Origin of the sequence: Nonomuraea sp. NPDC050328 (genome assembly GCF_044459405.1) — a bacterium.
Taxonomy (GTDB): domain Bacteria; phylum Actinomycetota; class Actinomycetes; order Streptosporangiales; family Streptosporangiaceae; genus Nonomuraea.
This window is the reverse complement of record NZ_JBITIW010000002.1, coordinates 971730-996747: the sequence shown is the minus strand read 5'-3', so window position 1 is coordinate 996747 and position 25018 is coordinate 971730. Positions and strand designations below refer to the sequence as shown.

The window sequence follows — 25018 nt, the reverse complement described above, 5'->3', positions numbered from 1 at the left end:
CCACCGACAATTCCGCCGGACTCCCGCCCCGACCAGCCGGAACGCCGCCCGCTCAGCCGGAACGGGCGCCGATCCGAGGGAAGGGCGTGATGGAGAAGACCACCTCCACCGGCACCTCGAAGAAGGCCGCGATCCGCAACGCGAGGTGCAGCGACGGGCTGTACTCGCCGCGCTCCAGATACCCCACCGTCTGGTAGTGCACGCCGAGCTCGTCGGCCAGCCGCCGCCGGCTGATCCCCCGCTCGGCCCGGAGCAGGGCGATGCGGTTGTGGACGACCTCGCTCACCACCCCCACCAGCCAAAACTCCTCGTAGTACGCATGCTCTTTTTATAGCATTCCCGCTACAGAAGCAGCAGTCCTGCTATACGGCTTGCAAGCGTTTAGTAAGTCTGGATAGATACGGTCGGAATCGCTCGTAAAGCGAAAAGAGGTGTGATGTCACGACCCAGAGAAGTCCTGCGCCAAGCCGGACAGGGCATAGCACAAGCCGTCGTCCAGGGCGGTGACGTACGGCAGGCGGTCGGCCAGGCCATCGAGCAGGCAGCCGGCCAGGCCATGGGTCAGCCGGGAGACCAGGGCCCGGCCTTCGCCCTCAACCCGCGCGACTTCGCCGCGGCCCGTGACGGCGGGGTCTCGATCGGCACCGTCATCGAGGCGCGCAGCGTCTCGCTGAACGAGGCCGGCGAGGTCCTCAGCCGCAGCTTCAGCGACTCCGCCGGCAACCACGTGATCTCGCCCGTGGTCATCCCGAAGGCCGGCACGGCCAAGCTCGTGCTGCCGCTCGCCGGGCTGGTCGCGCTCGGGCTGGTCGGCGCGCTCGGCAATGTCCTGCCGTTCGTGGACGTCTTCTTCGGCATCCACTACTGGGTGGTCCTAGCCCTGGCCGCCGTCTTCCTGTGGTGGCGGCGCAGCGTGGTCATGGTCCCCGACGGCTGCCGCGCGCTGATCACCAAGTTCGGGAAGCTGGTGCAGATCGCCGAGCCGGGCCGGGTGACGCTGTTCAACCCGTGGAAGCGGGTCAGCTACATCGTCAACACCACCCGCGAGTACCCGTTCAACGCCCCCATCCGCGAGGCGCCGACCCAGCAGGGCGTCAAGGCCAGCGTCGACCTGTTCCTGCAGTTCAGGATCGAGAACCCGGCCGAGTTCATCTTCGTGCTGGGCAGCGTCAGCGGCTTCTCCTCCAAGCTCCAGAACGCCATCAGCGAGGTGACCAGGAGCCTGATCTACGCCCAGCGCGCCGAGGACATCTACGACCTGGTTGGCGAGAGCACCCAGGGCATGCTGGAGTCGCTCAACCAGCAGTTCCTGCCTGCCGTACGGCTGACCGACGTGAACATCACGCACGCCGAGCCCTCCAGCCAGGAGTACCGTATGGACCTCGCGGCCCCCGAGATGGTCCGCGTGGCCAAGGAGGCCTACACCTACGAGTACGAGCTCCAGTTGCGCAAGGAGCAGAACGAGGGCGACCTGATCAGGGAGCTGGCCGGCCTGAACGAGCAGCTCAGCGCGATCCAGGCGGAGATCGCCGGCTACCAGGCCCGGATGGACACCGCGCTGGAGCGGGCGACCAACCAGTCCAAGGCGCAGGCCCGCCAGCGCCTGGTCGAGGCGGAGACGACCGCCAAGGCCAACTCCGCGCTGCTGGAGGCCCAGGCGCTCGACATCAGGGCGCTCAGCGCCGCCCAGGCGCCGGAGATCCTCGACTACCGCTTCCAGCAGGACCTGCTGGACAAGCTGGAGGGCGTGGCCGGCCGGCTGCCGCAGGTGGTCCAGGTCGGCGACGACACCGACATCGACTTCCTGGAGCTGGCCCGCCAGCTCGTCGGCGGCAAGGACGCCGTGCTCTTCAGCGCGGAGGACATGGCCGCGATCCGCGGGCGCCTTTCCGAGATCGGGGACCGCATCACGGAACGCGGAGCGGAGATCGCTTCGTTGCTCAAGACGGCGGCCGAACCGGACGTCCCGGTCGCGCCGGAGCCGGAGATGGAACCGGACGTCGAGCGAACCGTCGAGCGCGCGCTGCCGCAGAGGGGTGAGATCTGATGAGCCGCGAGTTCTCCAAGATCAAGGAGTCGCTGGCCTCCTGGTCCGACATCCGCCAGTTGCTGCGCGGCGGTGAGCAGGGCCAGCTCGTCCCGGTCGTCATTCCCAAGGACCGGCGCGGCTTCGCCTGGGTCGCCGTGGTCTTCCTCGCCCTGTACGCCGCCGGCTCGCGCGAGCTGCTCGGCATCGCCGCCGGGCTGTTCCTGCTGCTGGTGGCGATGGTCTGGATGTGGCGGCGGGCGATCATCGAGATCGAGGAGGGCACCACCGGCGTCTACAGCCGCTGGGGCGCGATCGTCGGGGTGCTCCCGCCGGGCCGCCACTACCTGTGGCTGCCGTGGGACCGGGTGGACGCCGTCGTCGACACCTCCACCGAGATCCCCTACTCGGCGCCGATCGTGGCCTGCCCCACGGCCGAGAACGTGCCGCTGAAGTCCATCGAGTTCTTCCTCAAGTTCCGCATCGTCGACCCGGTCGCCTTCGTCCGGACGATCGGCGCGGGCAACTTCGACCTGGTGCTCTCCAGCGCCGTGCAGGACGCGATCCGTCAGCGCGGCCGCCGGGTCAGCACCGAACGCGCCTACGACCTGCGCGGCGCCGACGTCGGCGACATGCAGGAGGCGCTCAACCGGCAGCTCGGCCGCTACGGGGTGCGCGTGACCGGCGCCAACATCCCGGACGTCCAGCTCCCGGACCAGTACCAGCAGCACCTGGCCACCCGCGAGAAGGTGGCCAAGGAGCTGTCGGCCTACGAGCGCGAGTGGGAGCTCACCCGCAAGCGCCGGATCGACACCCTGATGATGGAGATCGAGCGGGCCAAGAAGACCCGCGACGCCCGCATCGTCGAGGTGAAGGCCGCGCTCAACAAGGCGCGCAAGGATGTCGCGCGGATGCTCGAGGAGCACGAGACCGAGGCCCAGCGGGTGCGCTGGGAGATCGAGGCCCGTGGCCGCGCCGAGCTCACCGCCGCCGAGAACGAGGCCAAGGCCCTGAACCGGCTGGCCGAGTCCTACCGCGACAACCGGGCCGTCCTGCAGTACGAGCTGGCCCGCCGGCGTCTCGACGTCGGCGCCAAACTGGCGGAGAGCGCACCGCAACCGCTGGTCGTCCGCACGCGTGGAGGCGGCGAGGACTCCGCGTTGTCCACTCTCGTCCTCGCTCAACTCCTCCCCAAACTGGCCGCCAACGGCAACGCCGTCCATGGCACCACCGTCCATGGCAACTAGGAGAACCCCATGGTGTTTCGCAAGCTGATGGCCGCCTTCGGCGCGGGCGTCGAGGTCGACACGGTCCTGTCCGGCACCAGCGTGCGGCCGGGCGAGCTGCTGCGCGGAGTCGTGAACTTCCGCGGCGGCGGCTCCGACTACAAGGTCGAGGGCATCTTCATCGACCTCACCGCCGTCGTCGAGGTCGAGAGCGGCGACAACGAGTACAAGTCGACCTACAGCTTCCTGCGCCAGCAGGTGGCCGGGTCCTTCCAGCTCGCCGCCGGCGCCTCGCACAGCCAGCCGTTCGAGATCCCGATGCCGTGGGAGACCCCGATCAGCGCGATCGGCGGCCACCCGCTGCACGGCATGCGGCTGGGCGTCCAGACCGAGCTGGCCCTGGCCGGGGCGCTGGACAAGGGCGACCTCGACCCGCTGTTCGTCAACCCGCTGCCGGTCCAGGAGTACGTGATCAGCGCGCTCGACCGGCTCGGCTTCCGGTTCAAGAAGGCCGACCTGGAGCGCGGCACGTTGTACGGCTCGACCATGCCGTTCTTCCAGGAGATCGAGTACTACGCCGGCGGCCAGTGGCGCAGCCACTTCAACGAGCTGGAGCTGACCTTCCTGGCCGGCCCCAGCCAGATGGACGTCATCCTGGAGGCCGACAAGCGCGGCGGCTTCCTGTCCTCCGGGCAGGACTCCTACAACCGCTTCACCATCCGCTACACCGACGACCCCGCCACCGCCGACCAGGCGCTGCAGCGCGGCCTGGAGGCCATGGCGCGGCACCGCGGCTGGTTCTAGGTCCTTCTGTACGGCAGGCCGTACGGCAGGCGAAGGCTCCCCTCACCCTCGGGTGGGGGGAGCCTTTCCCCGTTCACCGGGCCTGTACGTGGTACATCCGCTCGGTCCACGCCCGCGACCGCCAGCCCGGCACGGCGCGGTAGTCGTGCTTGCGGTACACCTCGAACACCTGCCGCTTGACCTCGGCCAGCCGCGGGTCGAGATTGGCCGGCAGCCGCGTCATGCTGTAGCCGCGATACGACCGCACCCGCACGTCCAGCCCCCGAGCCGCGGCGATGGCCAGCTTGGCCGAGCTCACGTGGTCGCGGTGGTCCTGGTGCGGCCCGACCGCCCCCGCGTCGAGCGTCCGCAGCACCGTGGGCCGCAGGCGGGTGAGCAGCCCGCGCAACGCCACCACCAGCTTCCGGCGGCCCACGCACGGCCCGCCGGTCACCGGGCGCACGCACGCGTCGTCCGTCCAGAGCCGGTGCAGCGCGTCCCGCCCGCCCTCGGCCCGTGGGTCACCCCCGTCGGGCAGCCCGACGAAGACCAGCCCCACCTCCGGCCGCCCCAGCAGCACGTCCCACCAGGCGCGCAGCCCCGGCAGCTCCAGGAGCTGGCGCCGCCACCGGTTCGGCTTGCGCGCCAGGTAGGCGTAGGCCGCCCGCACGCCCTCCTCACGCTGGCGCGCGTACTCCAGCGCGTCGCGGCGGTCGTCGATCCCGGCCGCCGACTCCCCCGCCGTCAGGTACACCGTGGTCGTCGGCGCGCCGCCCGCCACGGCCCCGAACAGATCGGGGCTCATGAACAGCAGGTCGTCGTCGGCATGCGCCACCACCTGCACGAACCGCTCCCCCGCCGCCGGCGGCCGCACCAGCGCGTGCGCCGTGTCCGGCCGTCTCGGGCAGATCGTCACCACGCACAGCGCCGCCGCCAGGCCCCCCAGGCATGCTGACGCCACAAACCTTCTCATCCCCCGCATTTCGCCCCCCCGGGGGACAAAGGTAAGGAAGCTGCAAGGTTCCTGGCAATCAGCCGAAGGTCTCTGCCCTTTTTCGCAATATCGTGCTAAAGGACTAGGCGGTACCCACTAAGGTCCACGTGGCCGCCGCCACCGCCACCAGCGCCAGGCCCGCCCCGGTCAGCACGAACCGGGTCATAGGCACCAGCACGCCGTGGCGCGCGCAGGTCTCCAGCCACAGCAGGGTCGACAGCGACGCCCACGGCGTCACCAGCGCCCCGGCGTTCGTCCCGATCAGCAGGGCGAACACGAGGTCGGGCTCGGTCACCGGGATCGCCGTCTGCGTCGCCAGGTAGGCCGGGACCGCGTTGACCAGGTTCGCCAGCACGGCTCCCACCGCCGCCGTCCGGTACGGCTCCGCAGCCGTCACCTCCGCCATCGCCCCGGCCAGGCCGTACTCACCGAGAGTGGCGACGATCAGCACCAGCCCGGTCACGAACGCCGGCAACCGCCACGGCAGCAGCCCCCACCCCAGCGCCGCCCGATCACGGACCACGAAGGCCACCACCAGCAGCGCCGCCGCCCCGCAGGCGGCCAGCCAGGGCTCCACGTCCAGCAGCACCGCCACCGCGAACCCGGCACAGGCCACCCAGGCGACCGCGGTCAGCACCCGGTCCTTGGCCCGCTCAGCCTCGGGCGGCACGTAGCGAGGCTCGCCACGCTGCCGCAGCCGCCAGTGGAACACCCACAGGAACACCATCGTCACCCCGGCCGCCACCGCCTCCGGCAGCCACATCCGGGCGGCGAACTCCCCCGCCGACACGTGCAGCCGGTCGCCGGCCAGCAGGTTCGTCAGGTTCGAGACCGGCAGCAGCAGCCCGGCGGTGCCGGCGAGCCAGACCGTGGTCATCGCCAGCGGCAACGGCGAGATCCCGGCCCGGGCCGCGAGCGCCAGCAACACCGGCGTGACCAGGACCGCGGTCGTCTCCAGGTTGAGGAAGACGGTGGTGAGCGCGGCGAAAGCCGTACAGAGCAGGAAGAGGACGACGTAGTTGCCGCGCGCCACGACGGTCAGCCTGGCCGCGACCAGCTCGAAGACCTGCGCCCGCCGGGCGAGCTCGGCCAGCACCACCAGCGCCGCCAGGAACACCAGCGTGGGCACGACCCCGTCCAGGCTCTCCACCACCCGTTCGAGCGGCAACAAGCCGGTCAGGAGGGCGAGGACGCCGAGCGCGAGCACCGCCGCTGCGGTCCGGTCGAGCCACCCCAGGCGGTTCAGGAGTCGATCCTGGCTTCGATCATCCGGCGCGGGCCGAGCTCGATCCGGGTGAGCTTCTCCTGGGCGTTGGTGAGATCCTCGATCAAGGTGCCCATCGCCGGCGGCCGGGACAGGTTCTTGATCCGGATGAGGGTGTCCACCTCGTGCGCCCGCTTGATCGCCGCGGACAGATACCCCGACAGCGCGGCCAGCCGCGTGTCCGGCGGGTGGACGAGGCACTTTGCGGTCAGCGCCTCCAGATCCCGCAACGCCTTCAGGCTGTCGGACGACAGGACGGCGAACGCGCCCCACAGGTCGTCGATCGACTCACGCTCGAACTGCAGGACCAGCGCCTCGTACGTCTCGTTCCTGCGCTGCACGGCCTCGCGGACGTCCCGCAGCACGTCACCCAGCTCGGAGCGGATCTCCGCGCTCAGGACGTACGTGCTCTGCGCCTCCGGGCTGTCGGCCGCGCGCTCCAGGCTGATCACGTTGGCCAGCGCCTCGTCCAGATCGTCGAGGATCACCCGCAGCAGCGGGGCGTTCAGGTAGAACCGCGGATCCTTCGACTGCAGGTCGTAGAACTCCGCCGCGCGCCGGCCCGCGGCGACCACGTTGCGCTTGACCAGCGCCAGGTCGGAGTGCACGCCCTTGGCGTGCAGCCGCTTGGCGAGCTCGTCGTCGAGCTCGGCGGCGATCTCCGACGTCTTGCCCTCGCGGATCATCGCCAGGGCGGTGTCGACGCCCTTCCTGCTGAACGCCCGCGTGAAGCAGACGCTGGTCCCGCCGAGCAGGAGCCCGAGGACGAAGGACGGCTCGGCCTGGTAGATGTGCTGCAGGTTGGCCTTGGCGATCAGCGCGATCAGCACCACGAGCACCACGCCGAGGGCCAGCCAGAGCATCTGGGCGATGGTCATGCGCCTCAACCATCTGGGGGGTGCCGGTTTGCTCAAGCGTGTTACCACCCTTTCACCGAGGCCCCATGATCCCCACGCCGTTTCACCCCCGTCAACCTCTTCCACCACACTCCCTCTGGGCCCCCAGACCCAACGTGAGGGCTCCGGATGGCCGGCCTAGGGGTGGCTGGGGCCCATGGGTTGGTACGGCCGGCATGGGCACTCCAGGGCCCGCCCGGCTCCCGGCCCCTTGGGTGGCCGCTTGGTGCACGGCCTCATTGGGTGGCCGCCCGCCCCGTCACCGCCACCGTCACCTGCACCGCGGCGAGCACCCGTGCGGCGCCGGGTCTACGGCTCCAGCGAGTACGCCTTTACGTTGTAGATTTCCTGGCGACGAGTTGCTCCCACACCCGAGCCACCTGCGCCTCCAGCTCCTCGATCGTCCCCTCGTTCGAGATCACCACATCCGCGACCGCCAGCCGCTCCTCCCGGGAGGCCTGCGCCGCGATCCGGGCCTTGGCATCGGCCTCCGGCATCTGCCGGTACTCCCGCAACCGCGCGATCCGCGTCTCGTCGGAGGCGTCCACCACGATCACCACGTCGTACAGCGGAGCCAGCTTGTTCTCCACCAGCAACGGCACGTCGTAGACGACCACCGCCCCCTCGGCCGCCTGCCCCTGCAGCACCGCCACCCGCTCCCCCACCAGCGGATGCACGATCCCGTTGAGGGTGGCCAGTTTCTCCGAGTCGGCGAAGACGATCGCGCCCAGCTTCTCCCGGTTCAGCGACCCGTCCTCCCGGAGGATCTCCTCCCCGAACGCCGCCACCACCCGGGCCAGCCCCTCGGTCCCCGGCTCCACCACCTCGCGGGCGATCTTGTCCGCGTCGATGATCACCGCACCCCGCTCGCCCAGCCGCCGGGCGACCTCGCTCTTGCCCGACCCGATCCCGCCGGTGAGCCCAACCTTCGTCATGATCGTCACCCTACGCTTCGCCGGAGATGAACCAGGGTCAGGTGCTCGTCCATCCGTTCCCGATGGGTCTCGCGGTAGCCCAGCTTGCGGTACAGTCGCAGGTTCCCCTCGGACAGATGGCCGGTGAACAGGTCGAACGCCCGAGCCTCGACCGCCTGCTCGTGCAGCGCCCGCAGCAACGACCCGCCGATGCCCTGCCCCTGCCGATCCGGCGCAACCACCAGCCGCCCGACCAGGCACGCCGTCCCGGCCATCCGTCCCCGGACCGAACCCACGATCCGCGCCTCGTCCACGGCCTTGAGCACGAGCCCGGTCTCGATGAACTTCCGCACCTGCTCCACCGACTCCACCAGCGGCGGGATGAACGGGTCACCGTACAACTGCGCCTCGGTCACGTACGCCGCCCGCGTCAGGGTGAGAATCTCGCCCGCGTCGCCCGGGACCGCCTGCTCGATGCGCATCACTCGGCCACCATAGTCGGCTGGAGATAGGGCCTTGCGGCGACCCGGAAGAACCGGAAAGTCATCATGATCGTCCCCACCAGGCCGATGAGCCCGAGAAGACCGGTCAGCAGTCCGACCGACAGCACCTGTTCGGCCACGTAGGCGGCGAGGTATCCCCCGGCCACGGCTGTGCGGGCCACGTCCAGGCGCCGGGCCGCATGGGTGTCGCCGCCGTCGTTCGCGCGTCGCATCACGGCTCCGGCGATCAACCAGAGGCAGTAGGCGGGGAAGACGAACAGGAGATCCGCCGGGCGGAAGGGCAGCAGGTAGTACGCCACTGACAGCGCGGCGGTGATCAAGGCGGGCAGGAAGTCGCGTGCTCCCGAGCGGACCAGCAGGCCGAGTCCCACGCCGGTGACCGCCCAGCCCGCGGCCGCCGTGTAGCCGGTCACATCGATGAGCTGAGGCCCCAGGAAGACGGCAAGGAGGTCGCCCGAGAACGGTAAGAGGAGGTGGAGCAGAACACCGGTCGCCACCAGGGTCAGTGATCGCATCGAGGGATGCTATCGGCGCCCCACCCGCCGAGCGCACCGGCCCCAGACCTCCTTGTCGCCGGAACAGGCCGGTCCCCCGGCGACTCCGGTGCCCGAGCAGGACCGGAACAGGCCGGTCCCCCCGGAGATGCCGGCCGCCCGAGCAGGGTCCGCGGCCATCCGGAGCAGGCCGGGAATGCGGGAAGGCCCCGCACCCATCAAGTGGGTGCGGGGCCTTCCGCGTGGAGCTGTTACCGCTGGAGCTACTAGCTCTGACCGCCGGCGAGCTTCTCGCGGAGAGCCGCGAGCGCCTCGTCGGAGGCGAGGGCGCCCTGCGAAGCCGGAGCCTGGGTGGTCGGCGCGGTCTCGCCGGTGTAGGTCGAGGGCACCTCCCCGGCCTCAGCCTCGGCCTTGCGGGCCTCCTCGATCTGCTTCTTGTGCGCCTCGAAGCGGGTCTGGGCCTCGGCGTACTGCCGCTCCCACTCCTCACGCTGCTTGTCGAAGCCCTCGAGCCACTCACCCGTCTCGGAGTCGAAGCCCTCGGGGTAGATGTAGTTGCCCTGGTCGTCGTACGTGGCCGCCATGCCGTACAGCGTCGGGTCGAACTCGACCTCGGCGCCGGCGCCCTCGTTGGCCTGCTTGAGCGACAGGCTGATCCGCCGACGGTCGAGGTCGATGTCGATGATCTTCACGAAGATCTCGTCGCCGACCTGGACGACCTGCTCCGGGATCTCGACGTGGCGCTCGGCCAGCTCGGAGATGTGGACCAGGCCCTCGATGCCCTCCTCGACCCGGACGAACGCGCCGAACGGCACCAGCTTGGTGACGCGGCCCGGCACGACCTGGCCGATCTGGTGGGTGCGGGCGAACTGCTGCCACGGGTCTTCCTGGGTCGCCTTGAGCGACAGGGAGACGCGCTCGCGCTCCATGTCGACGTCGAGGACCTCGACCGTGACCTCCTGGCCGACCTCGACGACCTCGGAGGGGTGGTCGATGTGCTTCCAGGACAGCTCGGACACGTGGACCAGACCGTCGACGCCACCCAGGTCCACGAAGGCACCGAAGTTGACGATCGAGGACACGACGCCCTTGCGGACCTGGCCCTTCTGGAGGGTGTTGAGGAAGGTCTGGCGGACCTCGGACTGCGTCTGCTCGAGCCAGGCGCGGCGGGACAGAACCACGTTGTTGCGGTTCTTGTCCAGCTCGATGATCTTGGCCTCGAGCTCGCGGCCGACGTACGGCTGCAGGTCACGGACACGGCGCATCTCGACGAGCGACGCGGGCAGGAAGCCGCGGAGGCCGATGTCGAGGATGAGACCACCCTTGACGACCTCGATGACGGTGCCGGTGACGATGCCGTCCTCGTCCTTGATCTTCTCGATCGTGCCCCAGGCGCGCTCGTACTGCGCGCGCTTCTTGGACAGGATGAGACGGCCTTCCTTGTCCTCCTTCTGGAGAACCAGGGCCTCGACGTGCTCACCGACCTCGACGACGTCCGCGGGGTCGACATCGTGCTTGATCGAGAGCTCGCGCGAGGGGATGACACCCTCGGTCTTGTAGCCGATGTCGAGAAGAACCTCGTCTCGATCGACCTTGACGACGGTGCCCTCGACGATGTCGCCGTCGTTGAAGTACTTGATGGTCTCGTCGATCGCGGCGAGGAAGGCTTCCTCGGAACCGATGTCGTTGATCGCGACCTGCGGGGTGGTCGAGGTGGCCTCAGTGCTGGACGTCATGTGTGGAATTGCTCCGAACGCGGACAGAAGTCGATGTGGCGGACGCGTTGAGGGCATTTGTTCGTTCAAGCCGGATCGACCAGATCGAGCGCGAGCCCGCTCCGTCTGAGGCGCGCGCGAGCCCACAGCGCAGCGATCAGCATATGAGACCTTCGCCACGGGGTCAATCCGGGGCTCACGAGTAAGCGTTGAGCTGGGCCCTGCGCTTGGCCTGGATATTACCTCGTTCGGCCTGCGGGACGGAGATCCGGTCCGGATCTCCGTCGGAGACATACCGGCGTTTGGGGTGCTTGTCCAGCCATTCCAGCCAGTACTGCGAGCACCATCGGCGGCATTCGCCCTTCTTGCCGTTGCTCTGGATCCGCTGGATGGCTCCGGGGTCGAAAGACTTCGCGAAGGGCGAAACCGAGGGCTCGGCGCCGGCCAGGAACACGCCGGCGAAGTCGTAGGCCGTGCCGTCCCACGAGCCGCGGTCGGCGGCGCTCTTGCTGCGCGGCATCGAGCCGAACGGCAGGGCGATGGTCGCCGAGGGCTCCACGCCGAGCTTCTTGAGCAGCCGCTCCAGCCGGACGATCTGCTCACGCACCTGCTTGCTCTTGAGCGCGCGCAGGTTGGGGTGGCTCCAGGTGTGGTTGGCCACCTCGAAGCCGTGGTGCGCCAGCCACTGCGCCGCCTTGGCCTGCTCGGCCGGGTCGTCGATGCCGAACGGGCGCCGGTTCACCCAGAAGGTGGCGACCGGCTGGAAGTGCGGGTACTTGCGGGCGACCTCCAGCAGGATGCCGACCGCGGTGTCCCTGCGCGGCCGGCCCTGGGCGTCCAGGCCGAAGTGCGACTCGTGGCCGTCGTCGAAGGTCAGCACCACGGGCGACTTGCCCGCCGGGACGCGGATGTCGCCGGTCGCGAACTGCTTGGCGGTGATCGGCACGTAGCCCTTGCGGGCCAGTTTCTCCAGCTCCTGGCGGAGCTGGGCCGGGGTGCGGTCGATCGAGGCCAGGCGCTTGGGGATGATCCGGTGGTACATGATCACCGGGACCATGCCGGCCTCGTTGGCCTTCACCTGCTTGGCGAACTCCGGCGTGGCGACCACTCCCGGCGGGGGCTGCTGTGGCTGGGCCGGGGCGCTCGGCTGGGGGCTGGCCGCCGGCTTGGCCATCGCGCGGGACGGCGTTTCCTCTTCCGGCAGGATCCCCAGGAGCACCAGGGCGACGAGCACCACCACGACGTTGGCGACACCGACGATCCGGACGAGGGACGCTGTACTGCGCACGTGACTCCATGGTTGACGGCCGATCAACCCGGCCAGCCTAGTCCAGAACGCTCCTTCGCCGACAAACCCGCAGATCTATGGGAGAGGGCGGGTTGCCCGGTTTCTCAGGGGTCCGGGACGGAGTGGGGTCCCCAGAACCGTCCTCCAGCCTGGGCCCCATAGCAAAGCGGCCCGGGCTGGAGGAACGTCCGACGAGGGTCAGTGGCCGGCGTCTTCCCAAGTGCGGCCGACGCCGACGGAGACGTCGAGGGCCACCCGCAGCGGGTAGGCCGCCGCCATCTGGTCGCGGACGAGCTGGGTGAGGCCCTCCAGCTCCCCCGCCGCCACCTCGAACACGAGCTCGTCGTGCACCTGGAGGAGCATGCGCGAGCGCAGCCCCTCCTCACGCAGCGCCTGGCGGACGTTGAGCATGGCGACCTTGATGATGTCGGCCGCCGACCCCTGGATGGGCGCGTTGAGCGCCATCCGCTCGGCCATCTCCCGTCGCTGCCGGTTGTCGCTGGTGAGGTCGGGCAGGTAACGCCGCCGCCCCATGATGGTCTCGGTGTAGCCGTCGGTGCGGGCCTGGGCGACGATCGCCTGGAGGAAGTCGCGCACCCCGCCGAACTCCTCGAAGTACTCGTCCTTGAGCGCCCGCGCCTCGCCGACCGAGATGTTGAGCTGCGCGGCCAGCCCGAAGTCGGACAGGCCGTACGCCAGCCCGTAGTTCATCGCCTTGATCTTGGCTCGCAGTTCCCCGTCCACCTGCTCGGGCGGCAGGTCGAAGACCCGCGAGGCGGTCGCCTGGTGGAAGTCGTGCCCCGACTCGAAGGCCGCGATGAGCGACTCGTCGCCCGACAGGTGCGCCATGATGCGCAGCTCGATCTGGCTGTAGTCGGCGGTGAGCAACGTCTCGAAGCCCTCGCCGACGACGAAGCCCTGCCGGATGCGGCGGCCCTCGGCGGTGCGGATGGGGATGTTCTGGAGGTTGGGCTTCTCCGACGACAGCCGCCCGGTGGCCGCGATGATCTGGTTGAACGTGGTGTGGATGCGCCCGTCGTCGGCGATCTCGGCGAGCAGGCCGGTGACGGTGGTCATGAGCTTCTGCTGGTCGCGGTGGCGCAGCATGATGACGGGCAGCTCGTGCTCGGTCTGGGTGGCCAGCCAGGCGAGCTGCTCGGCGTCGGTGGAGTAGCCGGTCTTGGTCTTCTTCGTCTTGGGCAGCCCGAGCTTGGTGAAGAAGATCTCCTGGAGCTGCTTGGGCGAGCCGAGGTTGAACTGCTCACCCACCACCCGGTGGGCCTCCTCGACGGCCTGCTTGACCCCGGCGGCGAACTGCGACTCCATGCCCGAGAGGTACTCGCGGTCGACGGCGATGCCGGCCCGCTCCAGCTCGGCCAGGACGCCGAGCAACGGGAGCTCCACGTCGGCCAGCAGCTCGGTGCCGCCGCGCTCGGACAGGAAGGTCTCCAGCGCGTCGGCCAGCTCGCGCACGGCCGCGGCGCGCAGGGCGAGGTCTTTAGCCGGGGCGTCCTCGTCGTCGCCGAAGAGGGCGGCCTGCCCGGAGGAGGACTCCTCGGCGCGCAGGTCGCGGTTGACGTAGCGGCGGGCGAGGTCTTCGAGGGCGAAGGTGCGCTGGCCCGGCATCGCCAGGTAGGCGGCCAGGGCGGTGTCGCAGGTGAGGCCCTTGAGCTCCAGGCCCTGCGCCCAGAGGGCGAGGATGGGGCCCTTGGCGTCGTGGACGGCCTTGGGCGCGCTCTCGTCGCCGAGCCAGTCGGCCAGCGCCTTGAAGTCGGACTCGGTCAGCCGGGCGGGGTCGATGTGCGCTGCGCTGCCGTCGGGCGAGGCGATCGCCAGGCCCTCGATGCGGCCGGTGCCGCTGCCGTACGCGCCCTTGAAGGCCAGGCCGGCGCGGCCGGCCGGCAGGGCGGCGAGCCAGCCGGCGACGCGGTCGGGGCCGAGGATGACGGTCTCGACCTCGAAGCCCTGCTCGGGGTCGGCCTCGCCGGTGCCGAGCACCTTGAAGACGCGCTCGCGCAGCTCGCCGCGGATCTGCAGCGTGTCGAAGAGCTTGTTGATCTCCTCGCGCTGCCACTGGCCCTGGTGGAGGGTCTCGATCGGGACGTCGAGCGGCACGTCGCGCATGAGCTCGGTGAGCCGGCGGTTCATCAGCACCTGGTCGAGGTGGTCGCGCAGCTTGTCGCCGACCTTGCCCTTGACCTCGTCGACCCGGTTGACCAGCTCCTCCAGGGAGCCGAAGTCGCGCACCCACTTGGCGGCGGTCTTCTCGCCGACGCCGGGGATGCTGAGCAGGTTGTCGCTGGGGTCGCCGCGCAGCGCGGCGAAGTCGGGGTACTGCTGCGGGGTCAGCTCGTACTTCTCGAAGACCGCCTCGGGGGTGAAGCGGGTCATGTCGCTGATGCCGCGCCGGGTCATCAGCACGGTGATGTCGGCGTTGACGAGCTGGAGCGCGTCGCGGTCGCCGGTCACGATGAGCACGTCCATGCCCTCGGCGGCGGCGCGGGTGGCCAGCGTCGCGATGAGGTCGTCGGCCTCGAAGCCCGGCTTGGACAGGTACGGCACCTTGAGGATGTCGAGGAGCTCGAAGATGAGCCGCATCTGGTCGCGGAACTCGTCGGGCGTGGCCGAGCGGTTCGCCTTGTACTCCCCGTACGTCTCGTGCCGGAACGTGGGCTCCGACCGGTCGAAGGCGACCGCGATGTGCGTGGGCTGCTCGTCCCTGATCATGTTGGTCAACATGGAGGTGAACCCGTACACGGCCGCGGTGGGCTGACCGTCGGTGGTCATCAGGTTGGCGTCCTTCAGGGCGTAGAAAGCCCGGTACGCCAGGGAATGCCCGTCCAGGAGCAGGAGTCGGGGCCTCACGGGGGTCGCTTCACTCTTCGGCACAGTCGCAGCCTAGTCTCCAAGTGCGACAGAAAACCCGAGCTCGCGAGAGTGGAGACGGCACCTTGACCCTCATCGACATCGACTTCGTCAACAGCCTCAACCAGGGCACCCTCGGCGAGCGGATGGGCATCGAGTTCGTGGAGGCCACCCCCGAACGGGTCGTGGCGCGGATGCCGGTGGCGGGCAACACCCAGCCGTACGGCCTGCTGCACGGGGGCGCCTCGGTGGTGCTGGCCGAGTCGGCCGGCTCGATCGCGGCGGCCATCCACGCCGGGCCGGACCGCATCGCGGTGGGGATCGAGATCAACGCCACCCACCACCGCTCGGCCACCTCGGGCCACGTCACCGGGGTCGCCACGCCGCTGCACACCGGGCGCACGCTGGCCACCTACCAGGTGGAGATCACCGACGAGCAGGGCCGCCTGGTGTGCACCTCCCGCATCACCTGCATGCTGCGTGACCGCCCCCAGAACCCCTGAGCACTTCCCCACCAGGCGCGGAGCCACTCCAGGCGAACCTGAGCACCCCTGAACCTTTGATGAGTTTCGGTCTCCCTTTGCGCAGCCTCCCCGCGGTCGCTACCGTTGTCCCAGCAGAGCCCGCGGGGGAGGCCGAGTAGATAACGCGTAGGGCCGGGGAAGCCCTACATGGTCCCAAAGGCCCCCTCCCGGGTTCGTTCCCCTCCGGCCGCCCGTCGCGCGCGGCCCACCCTCTTCTCGCTCCCGTCGACGATCTCCGGGACGCCACGAAATCCTCGCAAAACGCCACATTCCGGGCATCCGTTACCCGCTCGCGTCCCGCTTCGGCATATCTAGCCAAAATTCATGGGACTTTCCGCTGATCGTGACAATCGAGGGAAAACGATCGACACGGGTGAATGACCATTTAGCCCCTGACCTGCCGCGTTGTTTCCTTACATCAGTGACACACACACATCACTAATTGGTGACGAACGGTTCGGAACCGGGCGTAGCCAGAATAGGCTCCCGCCACAGCATCCCAGTCGTGCCTGCGATGCCTGCGTACCGACGAGGGGGGCTGACCGCCTTCCTAGACTTGCGAGGGAGCACCATTGCGCAGAGCCGTGATCGCGTTCACGGCCTTCCTGGGTGGCCTTATCTTCCTTCTCGCCAGCCCGGCAGGCGCCGCGGCAGTCGAGGGTGAAGGCTTGAAGGGCACACTCACATTCCAAGGCCAGCCAGTGAACGGCGCGAAAATCGTCGTGACCACCGAGGACGGACAACCCGTCAAGGAGGTCACCACCAACGCCCAAGGCACGTGGGAAGTAGAGGTCCCGAAGGCGGCGACCTACAAGGTCACTCTCGACCCCGCGAGCCTCCCGGCCACCGCTCAGCCGCGCGGCGGCGTGAACGTCCGGACGCTCCCGGTCTTCGAGGGCGACGTCCGTACGGTCCTGTTCCCGCTCGAGCCCAAGGCGGTCGCGGGCCAGGAACCGGCCGCCGACCCCAACGAGGGCGCCTTCCTCCGCCAGGCGGCCCAGCTCGCCTTCGAGGGCTTCAACCTCGGCCTGATCATCGCCCTGGCCGCCCTCGGCCTGTCGCTGATCTACGGCACCACCGGCCTGACCAACTTCGCCCACGGCGAGCTGATCACGCTGGGCGCCGTCGTGGCCTTCCTGTTCAACACCGGGATGTTCGGCTGGGCCGGGATGCCGCTGGAGCTGGCCGCCCTGCTGGCGGTCATCGTCTGCGGCGCGCTCGGGTACGCCCAGGACCGCTGGTTCTGGGGCAAGCTGCGCAAGCGCGGCACCGGCGTCATCGCCATGATGATCATCTCGATCGGCGTGGCGATCCTGCTCCGCAACCTGATCCAGTTCTTCTTCGGCGCGCAGAACGAGTCGTTCTCCGACTACAACGCGCAGGCCGGCATGAACATCGGCCCGATCACCGTGGCGCCCAAGAACCTGTGGGCGATGGGCATCGAGCTGATCGTGCTGGTCGTCGTCGGCATCGCCCTGCTGAAGACCCGCACCGGCAAGGCCGCCCGCGCGGTGGCCGACAACCCGGCGCTGGCCTCCTCCTCGGGCATCAACGTCGACCGGGTCATCCGCATCATCTGGGCCTCGGGCGGCGCCATCGCGGCGCTGGCCGGCATCATGCTCGGCCTGTCCCAGCAGCTCAAATTCACCATGGGCCAGGACATCCTGCTGCTCATCTTCGCCGGCGTCACGCTCGGCGGCCTGGGCACCGCGTTCGGCGCCCTGGTCGGCTCGCTGGTCGTGGGCGTGTTCATCCAGCTTTCCACCCTGTGGGTCCCGCCGGAGCTGAAGTCCGTGGGCGCGCTGGCCGTACTGATCGTCGTCCTCCTCGTCCGGCCGCAGGGCATCCTGGGCCGCCGCGAGCGGATCGGCTGAGGGGAGGGAAGTCATGGACTGGCAGACAATCATCAGCACCACCCTCTCGACCCTGGTGGGCTGGCAGGCGGTGGTCTACGGACTGGCCGCGATCGGCATCAACATCCACTTCGGCTACACCGGCCTGCTCAACTTCGGCCAGGCGGCCTTCATGGCCGTCGCCGGGTACGGCCTGGCCGTCACGGTCACCGTCTTCGACCTGCCCTTCTTCGTGGGCATCCTGGTCGGCCTCGCGGCGGCGGTCCTGCTGGCGCTCCTGCTGGGCATACCGACGCTGCGGCTGCGCGCCGACTATCTGGCGATCGTGACGATCGCCGCGGCGGAGATCATCCGGCTCATCTTCCGCTCGGTGGCCTTCAAGGAGGTCTTCGGCGGCTCGGACGGCCGGCGCGGCTTCAACACCGACTTCTACGCGATGAACCCCTACCCGGACGGCACCTACGGCATCGGCCCGGTCAGCTTCGACGAGCGCTCCATGTGGGTGCTGACCGTCGGCTGGGCCCTGGTCGGCGTCTCCTGCCTGGTGGTGTGGGCGCTCATGCGCAGCCCGTGGGGCCGCGTGCTGAAGGCCATCCGCGAGGACGAGGACGCCGTGCGCAGCCTCGGCAAGAACGTCTTCTCCTACAAGATGCAGTCGCTCATCCTCGGCGGCGTCATCGGCTGCCTGGCCGGCTTCATCTACGGGCTGTACTTCGGCTCGGTCCAGCCGGACGTCTTCGGCACCGAGCTGACCTTCTTCGCCTACACCGTCGTCATCCTCGGCGGCGCCGCCCGCGTCCTCGGACCGGTCGTGGGCGCGATGATCTTCTGGGTGCTCTTCGTCTTCGTCAGCGGCACGCTGGCCGAGGCGACGCGCGCGGGGTACATCCCGTTCATGACCGAGACCCAGGTCGGCCCGATCGTCTACGCCCTGGTCGGGTTCGGCTTCATCCTGCTGCTCGTCTTCCGGCCGCAGGGTATCTTCGGTGACAAGAGGGAGATCGCACTCGATGCCCGATAACACGCCCAGCCGCAAGGCTGACGCGCTGGCCGCCCTCCAGGACCTGGAGCGCGAGCCGGGCGTCGCCAAGCCGGACCCGATCCTGATCGCCGACGGCGTCGTGCGCCGCTTCGGCGGTCTCACCGCCGTGGACGTCCAGCACGTCGAGATCCAGCGCGGTTCCATCACCGCGCTGATCGGACCGAACGGCGCCGGCAAGACCACCTTCTTCAACCAGCTCACCGGGTTCGACACCGCCGACGCCGGCTCGTGGACCTTCAACGGCAAGCCGATGAACGGCGTGCCCGCGCACAAGGTCGCCCGGGCCGGGATGGTGCGCACCTTCCAGCTCACCAAGGCGCTGTCCAAGCTCACCGTCATGGAGAACATGCGGCTGGGCGCGCAGAAGCAGATCGGCGAGAACTTCTTCCAGGCCCTGGTGCCCTTCCGGTGGCGGCTGCAGGAGCAGCTCATCACCGAGCGGGCCGAGGAGCTGCTGCGGCGCTTCAAGCTCGACGCCAAGAGCGAGGACTTCGCCGGCAGCCTGTCCGGCGGCCAGCGCAAGCTCCTGGAGATGGCGCGGGCGCTCATGGTCGGCCCCGAGCTGGTCATGCTCGACGAGCCCATGGCGGGCGTCAACCCGGCGCTCACCCAGTCGCTGCTCGGCCACGTCAAGGACCTGCGCGAGCAGGGCATGACGGTGCTGTTCGTCGAGCACGACATGGACATGGTCCGCGACATCAGCGACTGGGTCATCGTGATGGCCCAGGGCGGCATCATCGCCGAGGGCCCGCCCGACGCGATCATGTCCGACCACCGCGTGATCGACGCCTACCTGGGCGCCCACCACGACGCGCCGCTGTCGGAGGAGGAGCTCCAGCAGCAGTTGCACGAGGCCGAGGCCGCCCTGGAGGCCGAGGCCGCAGAGGAGGAGACGGCCAGATGAGCTCCGCACCCGAGTCGAAGGCCGCGGTCGTCGACCGCAGCGCCCACGTCAGCGGCGCCGAGGGCGCGGTCCTGCGCTGCGACGAGCTGATCGCCGGCTACCTGCCCGGCGTCAACATCCTGAACGGCTCCGACCTCTACGCCCAGCAGGGCGAGCTGATCGGCATCATCGGCCCCAACGGCGCGGGCAAGTCCACGCTGCTGAAGGCCATGTTCGGGCTGGTCAACGTGCGCAGCGGCACGGTCGTGCTCAACGGTGAGAACATCACCAACATGAAGGCGCACTCGCTGGTCTCGCGCGGCGTGGGGTACGTCCCGCAGACCAACAACGTCTTCCCGAGCCTGACCATCGAGGAGAACCTCGAGATGGGCGCCTTCCAGCAGCCCAAGAAGTTCAAGGAGCGCTTCGAGTTCGTCGCCGAGCTCTTCCCCGCCCTCAAGGAGCGGCGCAAGCAGCGCGCCGGCTCCCTGTCCGGCGGTGAGCGGCAGATGGTGGCGATGGCACGGGCGCTCATGACCGAGCCCTCGGTGCTGCTGCTCGACGAGCCCAGCGCCGGCCTGTCGCCCAAGCTGCAGGACCTGGTCTTCATCCAGGCCCAGCAGATCAACAAAGCCGGCGTGACGGTCATCATGGTCGAGCAGAACGCGCGGCGCTGCCTGCAGATCTGCCACCGCGGCTACGTGCTGGACCAGGGGCGCAACGCCTACTCCGGCACCGGCAAGCAGCTCGCCAACGACCCGAAGGTGATCGAGCTCTACCTGGGGACGCTCGCCCGCGCCTGACGGAAATCATCATCTAGGGGGTACGGCTCGCGCGAGCCGTACCCCTTAAATGGTTCTGTGAGGCATCTACCGGCTCTGTTAGCCATCGCGGCACTCGTGGCCTGCCAGGCCGCCCCCGAGCCCCGTACGGACAAGTACAGCACCGGCGGGGACGCCAAGGACTCGCCCTGCACGCGCGTCATCTCCTCCATCGGCTACGCCGAGCTCCTGCTGCTGCCCCGCGGCCAGGAGGACAGGCAGAACTTCGAGGACGCGGTCCTGGGCCGCATCGCCGAGACCCGGGGCATCGCCGCGGAGTTCGGCGGGCGGCTGCCGGAGTCCATCAAGGCGGCGGCCGGGGAGCTGGAGCAGGCCGCCTCGGGCCTGGCGCGGGCGGACGTGCCGCGCGAGCGGCAGGTCGAGCTGCTCAAGCGCTACCGGGCGGCGACCGAGGAGATCAAGAAGAACTGCCGGACATAGCAGAAGGCCCGGTCCGAAGCGGACCGGGCCTTCTTCATGCGGCCTTAGCCGGCGATGTTGCCCTTGCGGTACTCCAGCGCCTTGGTGCCGTAGGTGTTGTTGTCGGCGTACTCGTAGATGCCGATCGTGGCGACGGCCGGGTCACCGGCGTCGTTGAACTCGATCGGGCCGGAGACGCCCTCGTAGTCGATGTCCTTGCCGGCCTTCATGAGCTCGTTGCAGCTCTTGAAGTCGGTGCACTTCTCGCCGCCCTTGCTGACCTCGGCCAGCTTCTTGGCGATGTCCTCGCCCGCGTCCGACTTCGCGGCCTCGGCGGCCAGGGCCACCAGGTTCGCGGCGTCGTACGACTCCGGCGCGTAGCTGAAGTCGGCGAGCTCGGGGTTGATCTCCTTGAGCTTGGCCTGGAAGGCCTCCGGCGAGGCGGCCCCGGGGATGGTGCCCTTGACGCCCTTGAGGGTGCCCTTGGGCATCTTCACGTAGTTGGTGTTCGAGGTGTTGCCGTCGACCATGTACCACTTGTACTTGTCGGCGGTCAGACCCTGCTTCACCAGCTCCTGGACCAGCTTGGCGGTCTCCTCGAAGCCGATCAGGACGATCGCCTTCGGGTTCTTGGCCTTGATCTTCGCCACGTCGGCGGAGAAGTCGGCGGCCTTGGGGTCGTAGTCGACGCGCTCGGCGACGGTGCCGCCGCCGCCCTCGATCGCCTTGGTCACGTTGTCGGCCAGGCCCGTGCCGTAGGAGTCCTGCATCGCCAGGATGCCCACGGTGTCGCTGCCGTCGGCCAGGACGAGGTCGCCCAGCACGCGGCCCTGCAGCACGTCCGGCGGAGCCGTACGGAAGTACAGGCCGTTGTCCTGGATCGTGGTGAACTTGTCGGAGGTGTTGGCCGGCGAGAAGTGCACCGTGCCCGCACCCGTGATCTTGTCGATGACCGACTCGGACACCGAGGAGGACGCGGCGCCGATGATGGCGTCGGCCTTCTGGGCGAGGAGCTTGTCGACCGACTGCGAGGCGATGTTGGTGGTGGTGTCGCCGGAGTCGGTGTGGATCTTGGCCACCGGCTTGCCGAGGACGCCGCCGGCGTCGTTGATCTCCTTGACCGCGAGGTCCACACCGGCGAACTCGGGCGGGCCAAGGAAGGCGAGAGAGCCGGTCTGCGGCAGCAGGGTGCCGATCGTCAGGGTGCCGTCACCCTTCGACGCCGCTGCGGGCGACGAAGCGGCGGGAGCCGACGCGCTCTCTGAGGCCGCGGGCGGATTGGCGGTTGTTCCCCCGCCGCCACCACACGCCGTAAGGGCGAGGCTTGCCGCGGCAGCCACGGCCAGCGCGCGCCCGAGAGGGGCAATGCGGATCATGAAATGTCTCCTCCATCCAGGCCCGGGATCCGGTCAGCTCCGCCGACGAGTCCCGATCGAATGACGGAAACGTACAAAACACCTGATGACCGTAGCCAGTGCTGGGGGTGAACTGTCGGCACTTGGATGCGGAGTCGTAATCAGTCCTCAACTTACCGGCGGGGGAAGTGCTGCCTAATGTGCTTAACGTGAAGCGCGTCCTGCTTGCGATCCTGTTGACCGGCTCGTGTGCGGCACAGCCCGATCCGCCGGCGAATTCCGCTCCGTCCACCGAGCCTCCGGTGGGGGTTTCGGTCACCCTGGGGCAATGGCGATCGGACGAACCGGCGCACCGGCTTCAGGCGGCCGTCCGAAATTCAACCGACATTCCCATCTATTTCGCGGACGTCCAGCTCGTCACGGAGTCCTTCAAAACGCTCCCGGCGGAAAAATCGGGGGCTGTGCTTCGCCGTACAAATCGGACAGATCTTCCCATGCCGTACGGCGAGGCCGTCTGTTCCGATGACGGCGAGCAGACCGTACGGCCGGCGTCGGTGATCGCGCACGTCAAGGTCGGCGACGGGCCGCTGCGCAAGGTGGTCTTCCCGGTCCCCCACCCCGACCCGCTGCTGGCCAGGCTGCTGCGCGACGAGTGCCAGGCCCAGCAGGTGCGCAAGCTCAGCGACCTGGCCTTCGCCCCCGAGTGGCGCGAGCGGGGCAAGGAGCTGCACGGCACGCTGGTGCTCACCCGGCGCTCGGGCGCCAACGCGATCACCGTCCGCTCGATCGACGGGACCACGCACTACATGATCGAGGGGCCGGTCCGCACGCTGGAGGCGGGGGCCGCGCGGCTGGAGATCCCGGTGGTGGTCACCCCGGCCCGCTGCGACCCGCACGCCTTCGCCGAGGCCAAGAAGGCCTATCTCTTCCCGGTCCGTGTCACCGTGGACCGGGAGGAGAAGCCCCGCGTGGTCATCGTGATCCCGGACGAGAAGGCCCAGGTCCAGATGCTGTACTACGCGAAGAAGGTGTGCGGCCTACCCTGAGATGTTGCCCTTGCGGTACTCGATGGCCGGGCCGAAGGTGTTGTCGTCCTTGGCCTGGTAGACGCCGATCGTGGCCACGGCGGGGTCGCCCGCGTCGTTGAACTCGATCGGGCCCGAGACGCCCTCGTAGTCGATGTCCTTGCCCGCCTTGAGCAGGTCGAGGCAGCTCTTGAAGTCGGTGCACTTCTCGCCGCCCTTGCTGACCTCGGACAGCTTCTTGCCGATGTCGGCGCCGGCGTCGGACTTGGCGGCCTCGGCGGCCAGCGCGACCAGGTTGACCGCGTCGTAGGACTCCGGGGCGTAGTTCCAGTCCTTGAGCTCGGGGTTGATCTCCTTGAGCCGGGCCTGGAACGCCTCGGGCGAGGCGGCGCCGGGGATGGTGCCCTTGGCCCCGACGAGGGTGCCCTTGGGCATCTTCACGTAGTTGGTGTTCGAGGTGTTCCCGTCGACCATGTACCACTTGTACTTGGCGGTGGTCAGCCCCTGCTTGACCAGCTCCTGGATGACCTTCGAGCTCTCCTCGAAGCCGATGATCACCACGGCCTTGGGGTTCTTGGCCTTGATCTTCGCCACGTCGGCGGAGAAGTCGGCGGCCTTGGGGTCGTAGTCGACCCGCTCGGCGACCGTGCCGCCGCCCGCCTCGAGGGCCTTGGTGACGTTGTCGGCCAGGCCGGTGCCGTAGGAGTCCTGCATCGCCAGGATGCCCACGGTGTCGTTGCCGTCGCTCAGGATCAGGTCGCCGAGCACCCGGCCCTGCAGCACGTCGGGCGGGGAGGTGCGGAAGTACAGGCCGTTGTCCTGGATGGTGGTGAACTTGTCGCTGGTGTTGGCCGGCGAGAACTGCACCACCCCGGCTCCGGTGATCTTGTCGATGACCGACTCCGACACCGACGAGGAGGCCGCGCCCATGACCGCGTCGGCCTTCTGCGCCAGCAGCCGGTCCACCGACTGGGCGGCCAGGTTGGTCGTGGTGTCGCCGGAGTCGGTGTGGATCTTCGTGATCGGCTTGCCGAGCACGCCGCCGGCGTCGTTGATCTCCTTGACCGCCAGGTCGACGGCGGCGAACATCGGCGGGCCGAGGAAGGCCAGCGAGCCGGTCTGCGGCAGCAGCGTGCCGATGGTCAGGGTGCCGTCGGCGCCGGTGGCGGCCGGCGGGGCGCTCTGCTGTCCCGAGGGGGCCGGAGCCGCCGGGGTCGCCGTGGTGCCGCCTCCCCCGGAGCAGGCGGTCAGCACCAGGCCGGCCGCCCCGAGCAGAGCCACTTTTCGGACTATTCGGACCATGTACGGTCACCTCCACGCGGGCACTGATATGTCGCGATCAGAGCCAGCATGGACCCCACCAGGTGCGACGACGCGATCACCTGCGGTACGGATACGCACATGTGACGCCGCCTTGACGCCCGCCGCCGAGCCGTTACCCGCCCTTGACTCCTCCGCCGGGCGCACGGCATGGCGAACCCGTCCGATCGGCGCCGGACGGGCCTGTCGTTATCGCTTCGCGACCGTCACGTGGCCTGCTCGTTATGCCCCGCGTCGTCGATCACGAGCTGCGCGACCTCCCGCATGCTCAGCCGCCGGTCCATCGACGCCTTCTGCACCCACCGGAAGGCCTGCGGCTCGCTCCAGCCGTGCTTGGCCATCAGCAGACCCTTGGCCCGCTCCACCAGCTTGCGGGTCTCGAGCTGGCCGCCGAGGCTGCTCACCTCGCGGGCGAGCGCGACCATCTCCTCGTGCCGGCTCACCGCCATCTCGATCGCCGGCACCAGGTCCGCCTTGGTGAACGGCTTGACCAGGTAGGCCATCGCCCCCGCGTCCCTGGCCCGCTCGACCAGGTCGCGCTGCGAGAACGCGGTCAGGATCAGGCACGGGGCGATCCGGTCGGCCACGATGCGCTCGGCCGCCGAGATGCCGTCGAGGATGGGCATCTTCACGTCGAGGATCACCAGATCGGGCCGGAGCTCGGTGGCCAGTTTGATCGCGCTCTCGCCGTCACCGGCCTCGCCCACGACGACGTAGCCGTCCTCCTGGAGCATCTCCTTGAGGTCGAGGCGGATCAGGGCCTCGTCTTCCGCGATCACCACTCGCCGTTGCGTACTCACGAGCAGA

General features: G+C 69.1%; 23 protein-coding genes. 10 read left to right on the top strand and 13 right to left on the bottom strand.

The features are described 5' to 3' along the window. Positions 1-52 precede the first annotated feature (52 nt). On the bottom strand, positions 53-286 hold the full coding sequence (locus ACIBG7_RS10765; RefSeq protein WP_357924629.1) for a helix-turn-helix transcriptional regulator: 234 nt from the start codon (positions 284-286) through the stop codon (positions 53-55). A gap of 150 nt (positions 287-436) precedes the next feature. On the opposite strand from ACIBG7_RS10765, the gene ACIBG7_RS10760 reads away from it, so the two are divergent. The 3 genes from ACIBG7_RS10760 to ACIBG7_RS10750 are packed head-to-tail and all read left to right on the top strand — an operon-like array spanning position 437 to position 4056. Beyond that, positions 437-2047: an SPFH domain-containing protein gene (locus ACIBG7_RS10760; protein ID WP_357924626.1), complete on the top strand. Its 1611-nt coding sequence runs from the start codon at positions 437-439 to the stop codon at positions 2045-2047. Then, positions 2047-3273 (top strand): SPFH domain-containing protein, encoded by a 1227-nt coding sequence (locus ACIBG7_RS10755; RefSeq protein WP_357924623.1) that lies wholly within the window; start codon positions 2047-2049, stop codon positions 3271-3273. Before ACIBG7_RS10760 ends, ACIBG7_RS10755 begins: the two co-directional genes overlap by 1 nt. A gap of 9 nt (positions 3274-3282) precedes the next feature. Beyond that, positions 3283-4056 carry a sporulation protein gene (locus ACIBG7_RS10750; protein WP_357924620.1) on the top strand — a complete coding sequence of 258 codons (774 nt, stop codon included), beginning with the start codon at positions 3283-3285 and terminating at the stop codon, positions 4054-4056. A 73-nt stretch (positions 4057-4129) separates the two neighbouring features. Here ACIBG7_RS10750 and ACIBG7_RS10745 read toward each other — a convergent pair whose 3' ends face one another. The 9 genes from ACIBG7_RS10745 to polA form a co-directional block, all read right to left on the bottom strand. Continuing rightward, positions 4130-5008: a PIG-L family deacetylase gene (locus ACIBG7_RS10745; RefSeq protein WP_357924617.1), complete on the bottom strand. Its 879-nt coding sequence runs from the start codon at positions 5006-5008 to the stop codon at positions 4130-4132. 103 nt (positions 5009-5111) lie between these two features. After that, complete coding sequence (locus ACIBG7_RS10740; RefSeq protein WP_397335954.1) at positions 5112-6266, bottom strand: SLC13 family permease; 1155 nt, start codon at positions 6264-6266, stop codon at positions 5112-5114. 5 nt (positions 6267-6271) lie between these two features. Continuing rightward, positions 6272-7171, bottom strand: a complete 900-nt coding sequence (locus ACIBG7_RS10735; protein WP_357924615.1) for a hypothetical protein — start codon at positions 7169-7171, stop codon at positions 6272-6274. A 350-nt stretch (positions 7172-7521) separates the two neighbouring features. Further along, positions 7522-8124: a dephospho-CoA kinase gene (gene coaE, locus ACIBG7_RS10730; protein WP_397335879.1), complete on the bottom strand. Its 603-nt coding sequence runs from the start codon at positions 8122-8124 to the stop codon at positions 7522-7524. A gap of 5 nt (positions 8125-8129) precedes the next feature. Continuing rightward, positions 8130-8585: a GNAT family N-acetyltransferase gene (locus tag ACIBG7_RS10725; protein ID WP_357924878.1), complete on the bottom strand. Its 456-nt coding sequence runs from the start codon at positions 8583-8585 to the stop codon at positions 8130-8132. After that, entirely contained in the window at positions 8585-9121 is a 537-nt protein-coding gene (locus tag ACIBG7_RS10720) for a hypothetical protein (protein ID WP_397335878.1), read from the bottom strand. The genes ACIBG7_RS10725 and ACIBG7_RS10720 overlap by 1 nt, the downstream gene beginning before the upstream one ends. Before the next feature lie 245 nt (positions 9122-9366). Further along, positions 9367-10836, bottom strand: a complete 1470-nt coding sequence (gene rpsA / locus ACIBG7_RS10715) for a 30S ribosomal protein S1 (RefSeq protein ID WP_357924606.1) — start codon at positions 10834-10836, stop codon at positions 9367-9369. Positions 10837-11011: 175 nt separating this feature from the next. Beyond that, on the bottom strand, positions 11012-12103 hold the full coding sequence (locus ACIBG7_RS10710; RefSeq protein WP_397335877.1) for a polysaccharide deacetylase family protein: 1092 nt from the start codon (positions 12101-12103) through the stop codon (positions 11012-11014). Between the two features lie 198 nt (positions 12104-12301). Then, positions 12302-14992 carry a DNA polymerase I gene (gene polA / locus ACIBG7_RS10705; protein WP_397335876.1) on the bottom strand — a complete coding sequence of 897 codons (2691 nt, stop codon included), beginning with the start codon at positions 14990-14992 and terminating at the stop codon, positions 12302-12304. A gap of 122 nt (positions 14993-15114) precedes the next feature. Here polA and ACIBG7_RS10700 point away from each other — a divergent pair, with 122 nt between their 5' ends. The 6 genes from ACIBG7_RS10700 (at position 15115) to ACIBG7_RS10675 (ending at position 20532) form a co-directional block, all read left to right on the top strand. Then, the gene (locus ACIBG7_RS10700) at positions 15115-15471 is read left to right on the top strand and encodes a PaaI family thioesterase (RefSeq protein WP_357924875.1); all 357 of its coding nucleotides are present in this window, start codon (positions 15115-15117) and stop codon (positions 15469-15471) included. 722 nt (positions 15472-16193) lie between these two features. After that, complete coding sequence (locus ACIBG7_RS10695; RefSeq protein WP_357924598.1) at positions 16194-17366, top strand: branched-chain amino acid ABC transporter permease; 1173 nt, start codon at positions 16194-16196, stop codon at positions 17364-17366. Between the two features lie 13 nt (positions 17367-17379). Then, positions 17380-18366 (top strand): branched-chain amino acid ABC transporter permease, encoded by a 987-nt coding sequence (locus tag ACIBG7_RS10690; RefSeq protein WP_357924595.1) that lies wholly within the window; start codon positions 17380-17382, stop codon positions 18364-18366. After that, entirely contained in the window at positions 18356-19291 is a 936-nt protein-coding gene (locus tag ACIBG7_RS10685; protein WP_357924592.1) for an ABC transporter ATP-binding protein, read from the top strand. Before ACIBG7_RS10690 ends, ACIBG7_RS10685 begins: the two co-directional genes overlap by 11 nt. Then, positions 19288-20073, top strand: a complete 786-nt coding sequence (locus tag ACIBG7_RS10680; protein ID WP_357924589.1) for an ABC transporter ATP-binding protein — start codon at positions 19288-19290, stop codon at positions 20071-20073. Before ACIBG7_RS10685 ends, ACIBG7_RS10680 begins: the two co-directional genes overlap by 4 nt. Before the next feature lie 57 nt (positions 20074-20130). Beyond that, positions 20131-20532, top strand: a complete 402-nt coding sequence (locus ACIBG7_RS10675) for a hypothetical protein (RefSeq protein WP_357924586.1) — start codon at positions 20131-20133, stop codon at positions 20530-20532. A gap of 44 nt (positions 20533-20576) precedes the next feature. Here the strand turns inward: ACIBG7_RS10675 and ACIBG7_RS10670 are convergent, their stop codons facing one another. Beyond that, entirely contained in the window at positions 20577-21887 is a 1311-nt protein-coding gene (locus tag ACIBG7_RS10670; protein ID WP_357924585.1) for an ABC transporter substrate-binding protein, read from the bottom strand. Positions 21888-22360: 473 nt separating this feature from the next. Between ACIBG7_RS10670 and ACIBG7_RS10665 the strand changes: the two genes are divergently transcribed. Then, positions 22361-22912 (top strand): hypothetical protein, encoded by a 552-nt coding sequence (locus tag ACIBG7_RS10665; protein WP_397335875.1) that lies wholly within the window; start codon positions 22361-22363, stop codon positions 22910-22912. Here ACIBG7_RS10665 and ACIBG7_RS10660 read toward each other — a convergent pair. Together ACIBG7_RS10660 and ACIBG7_RS10655 are read right to left on the bottom strand one after the other, a co-directional pair. Further along, a complete protein-coding gene (locus tag ACIBG7_RS10660) occupies positions 22904-24172 on the bottom strand; it encodes an ABC transporter substrate-binding protein (RefSeq protein ID WP_357924579.1) in 1269 nt (422 codons plus the stop codon). The genes ACIBG7_RS10665 and ACIBG7_RS10660 overlap by 9 nt on opposite strands. Positions 24173-24417: 245 nt before the next feature. Continuing rightward, on the bottom strand, positions 24418-25011 hold the full coding sequence (locus ACIBG7_RS10655) for a response regulator (protein ID WP_357924578.1): 594 nt from the start codon (positions 25009-25011) through the stop codon (positions 24418-24420). Positions 25012-25018 lie beyond the last annotated feature (7 nt).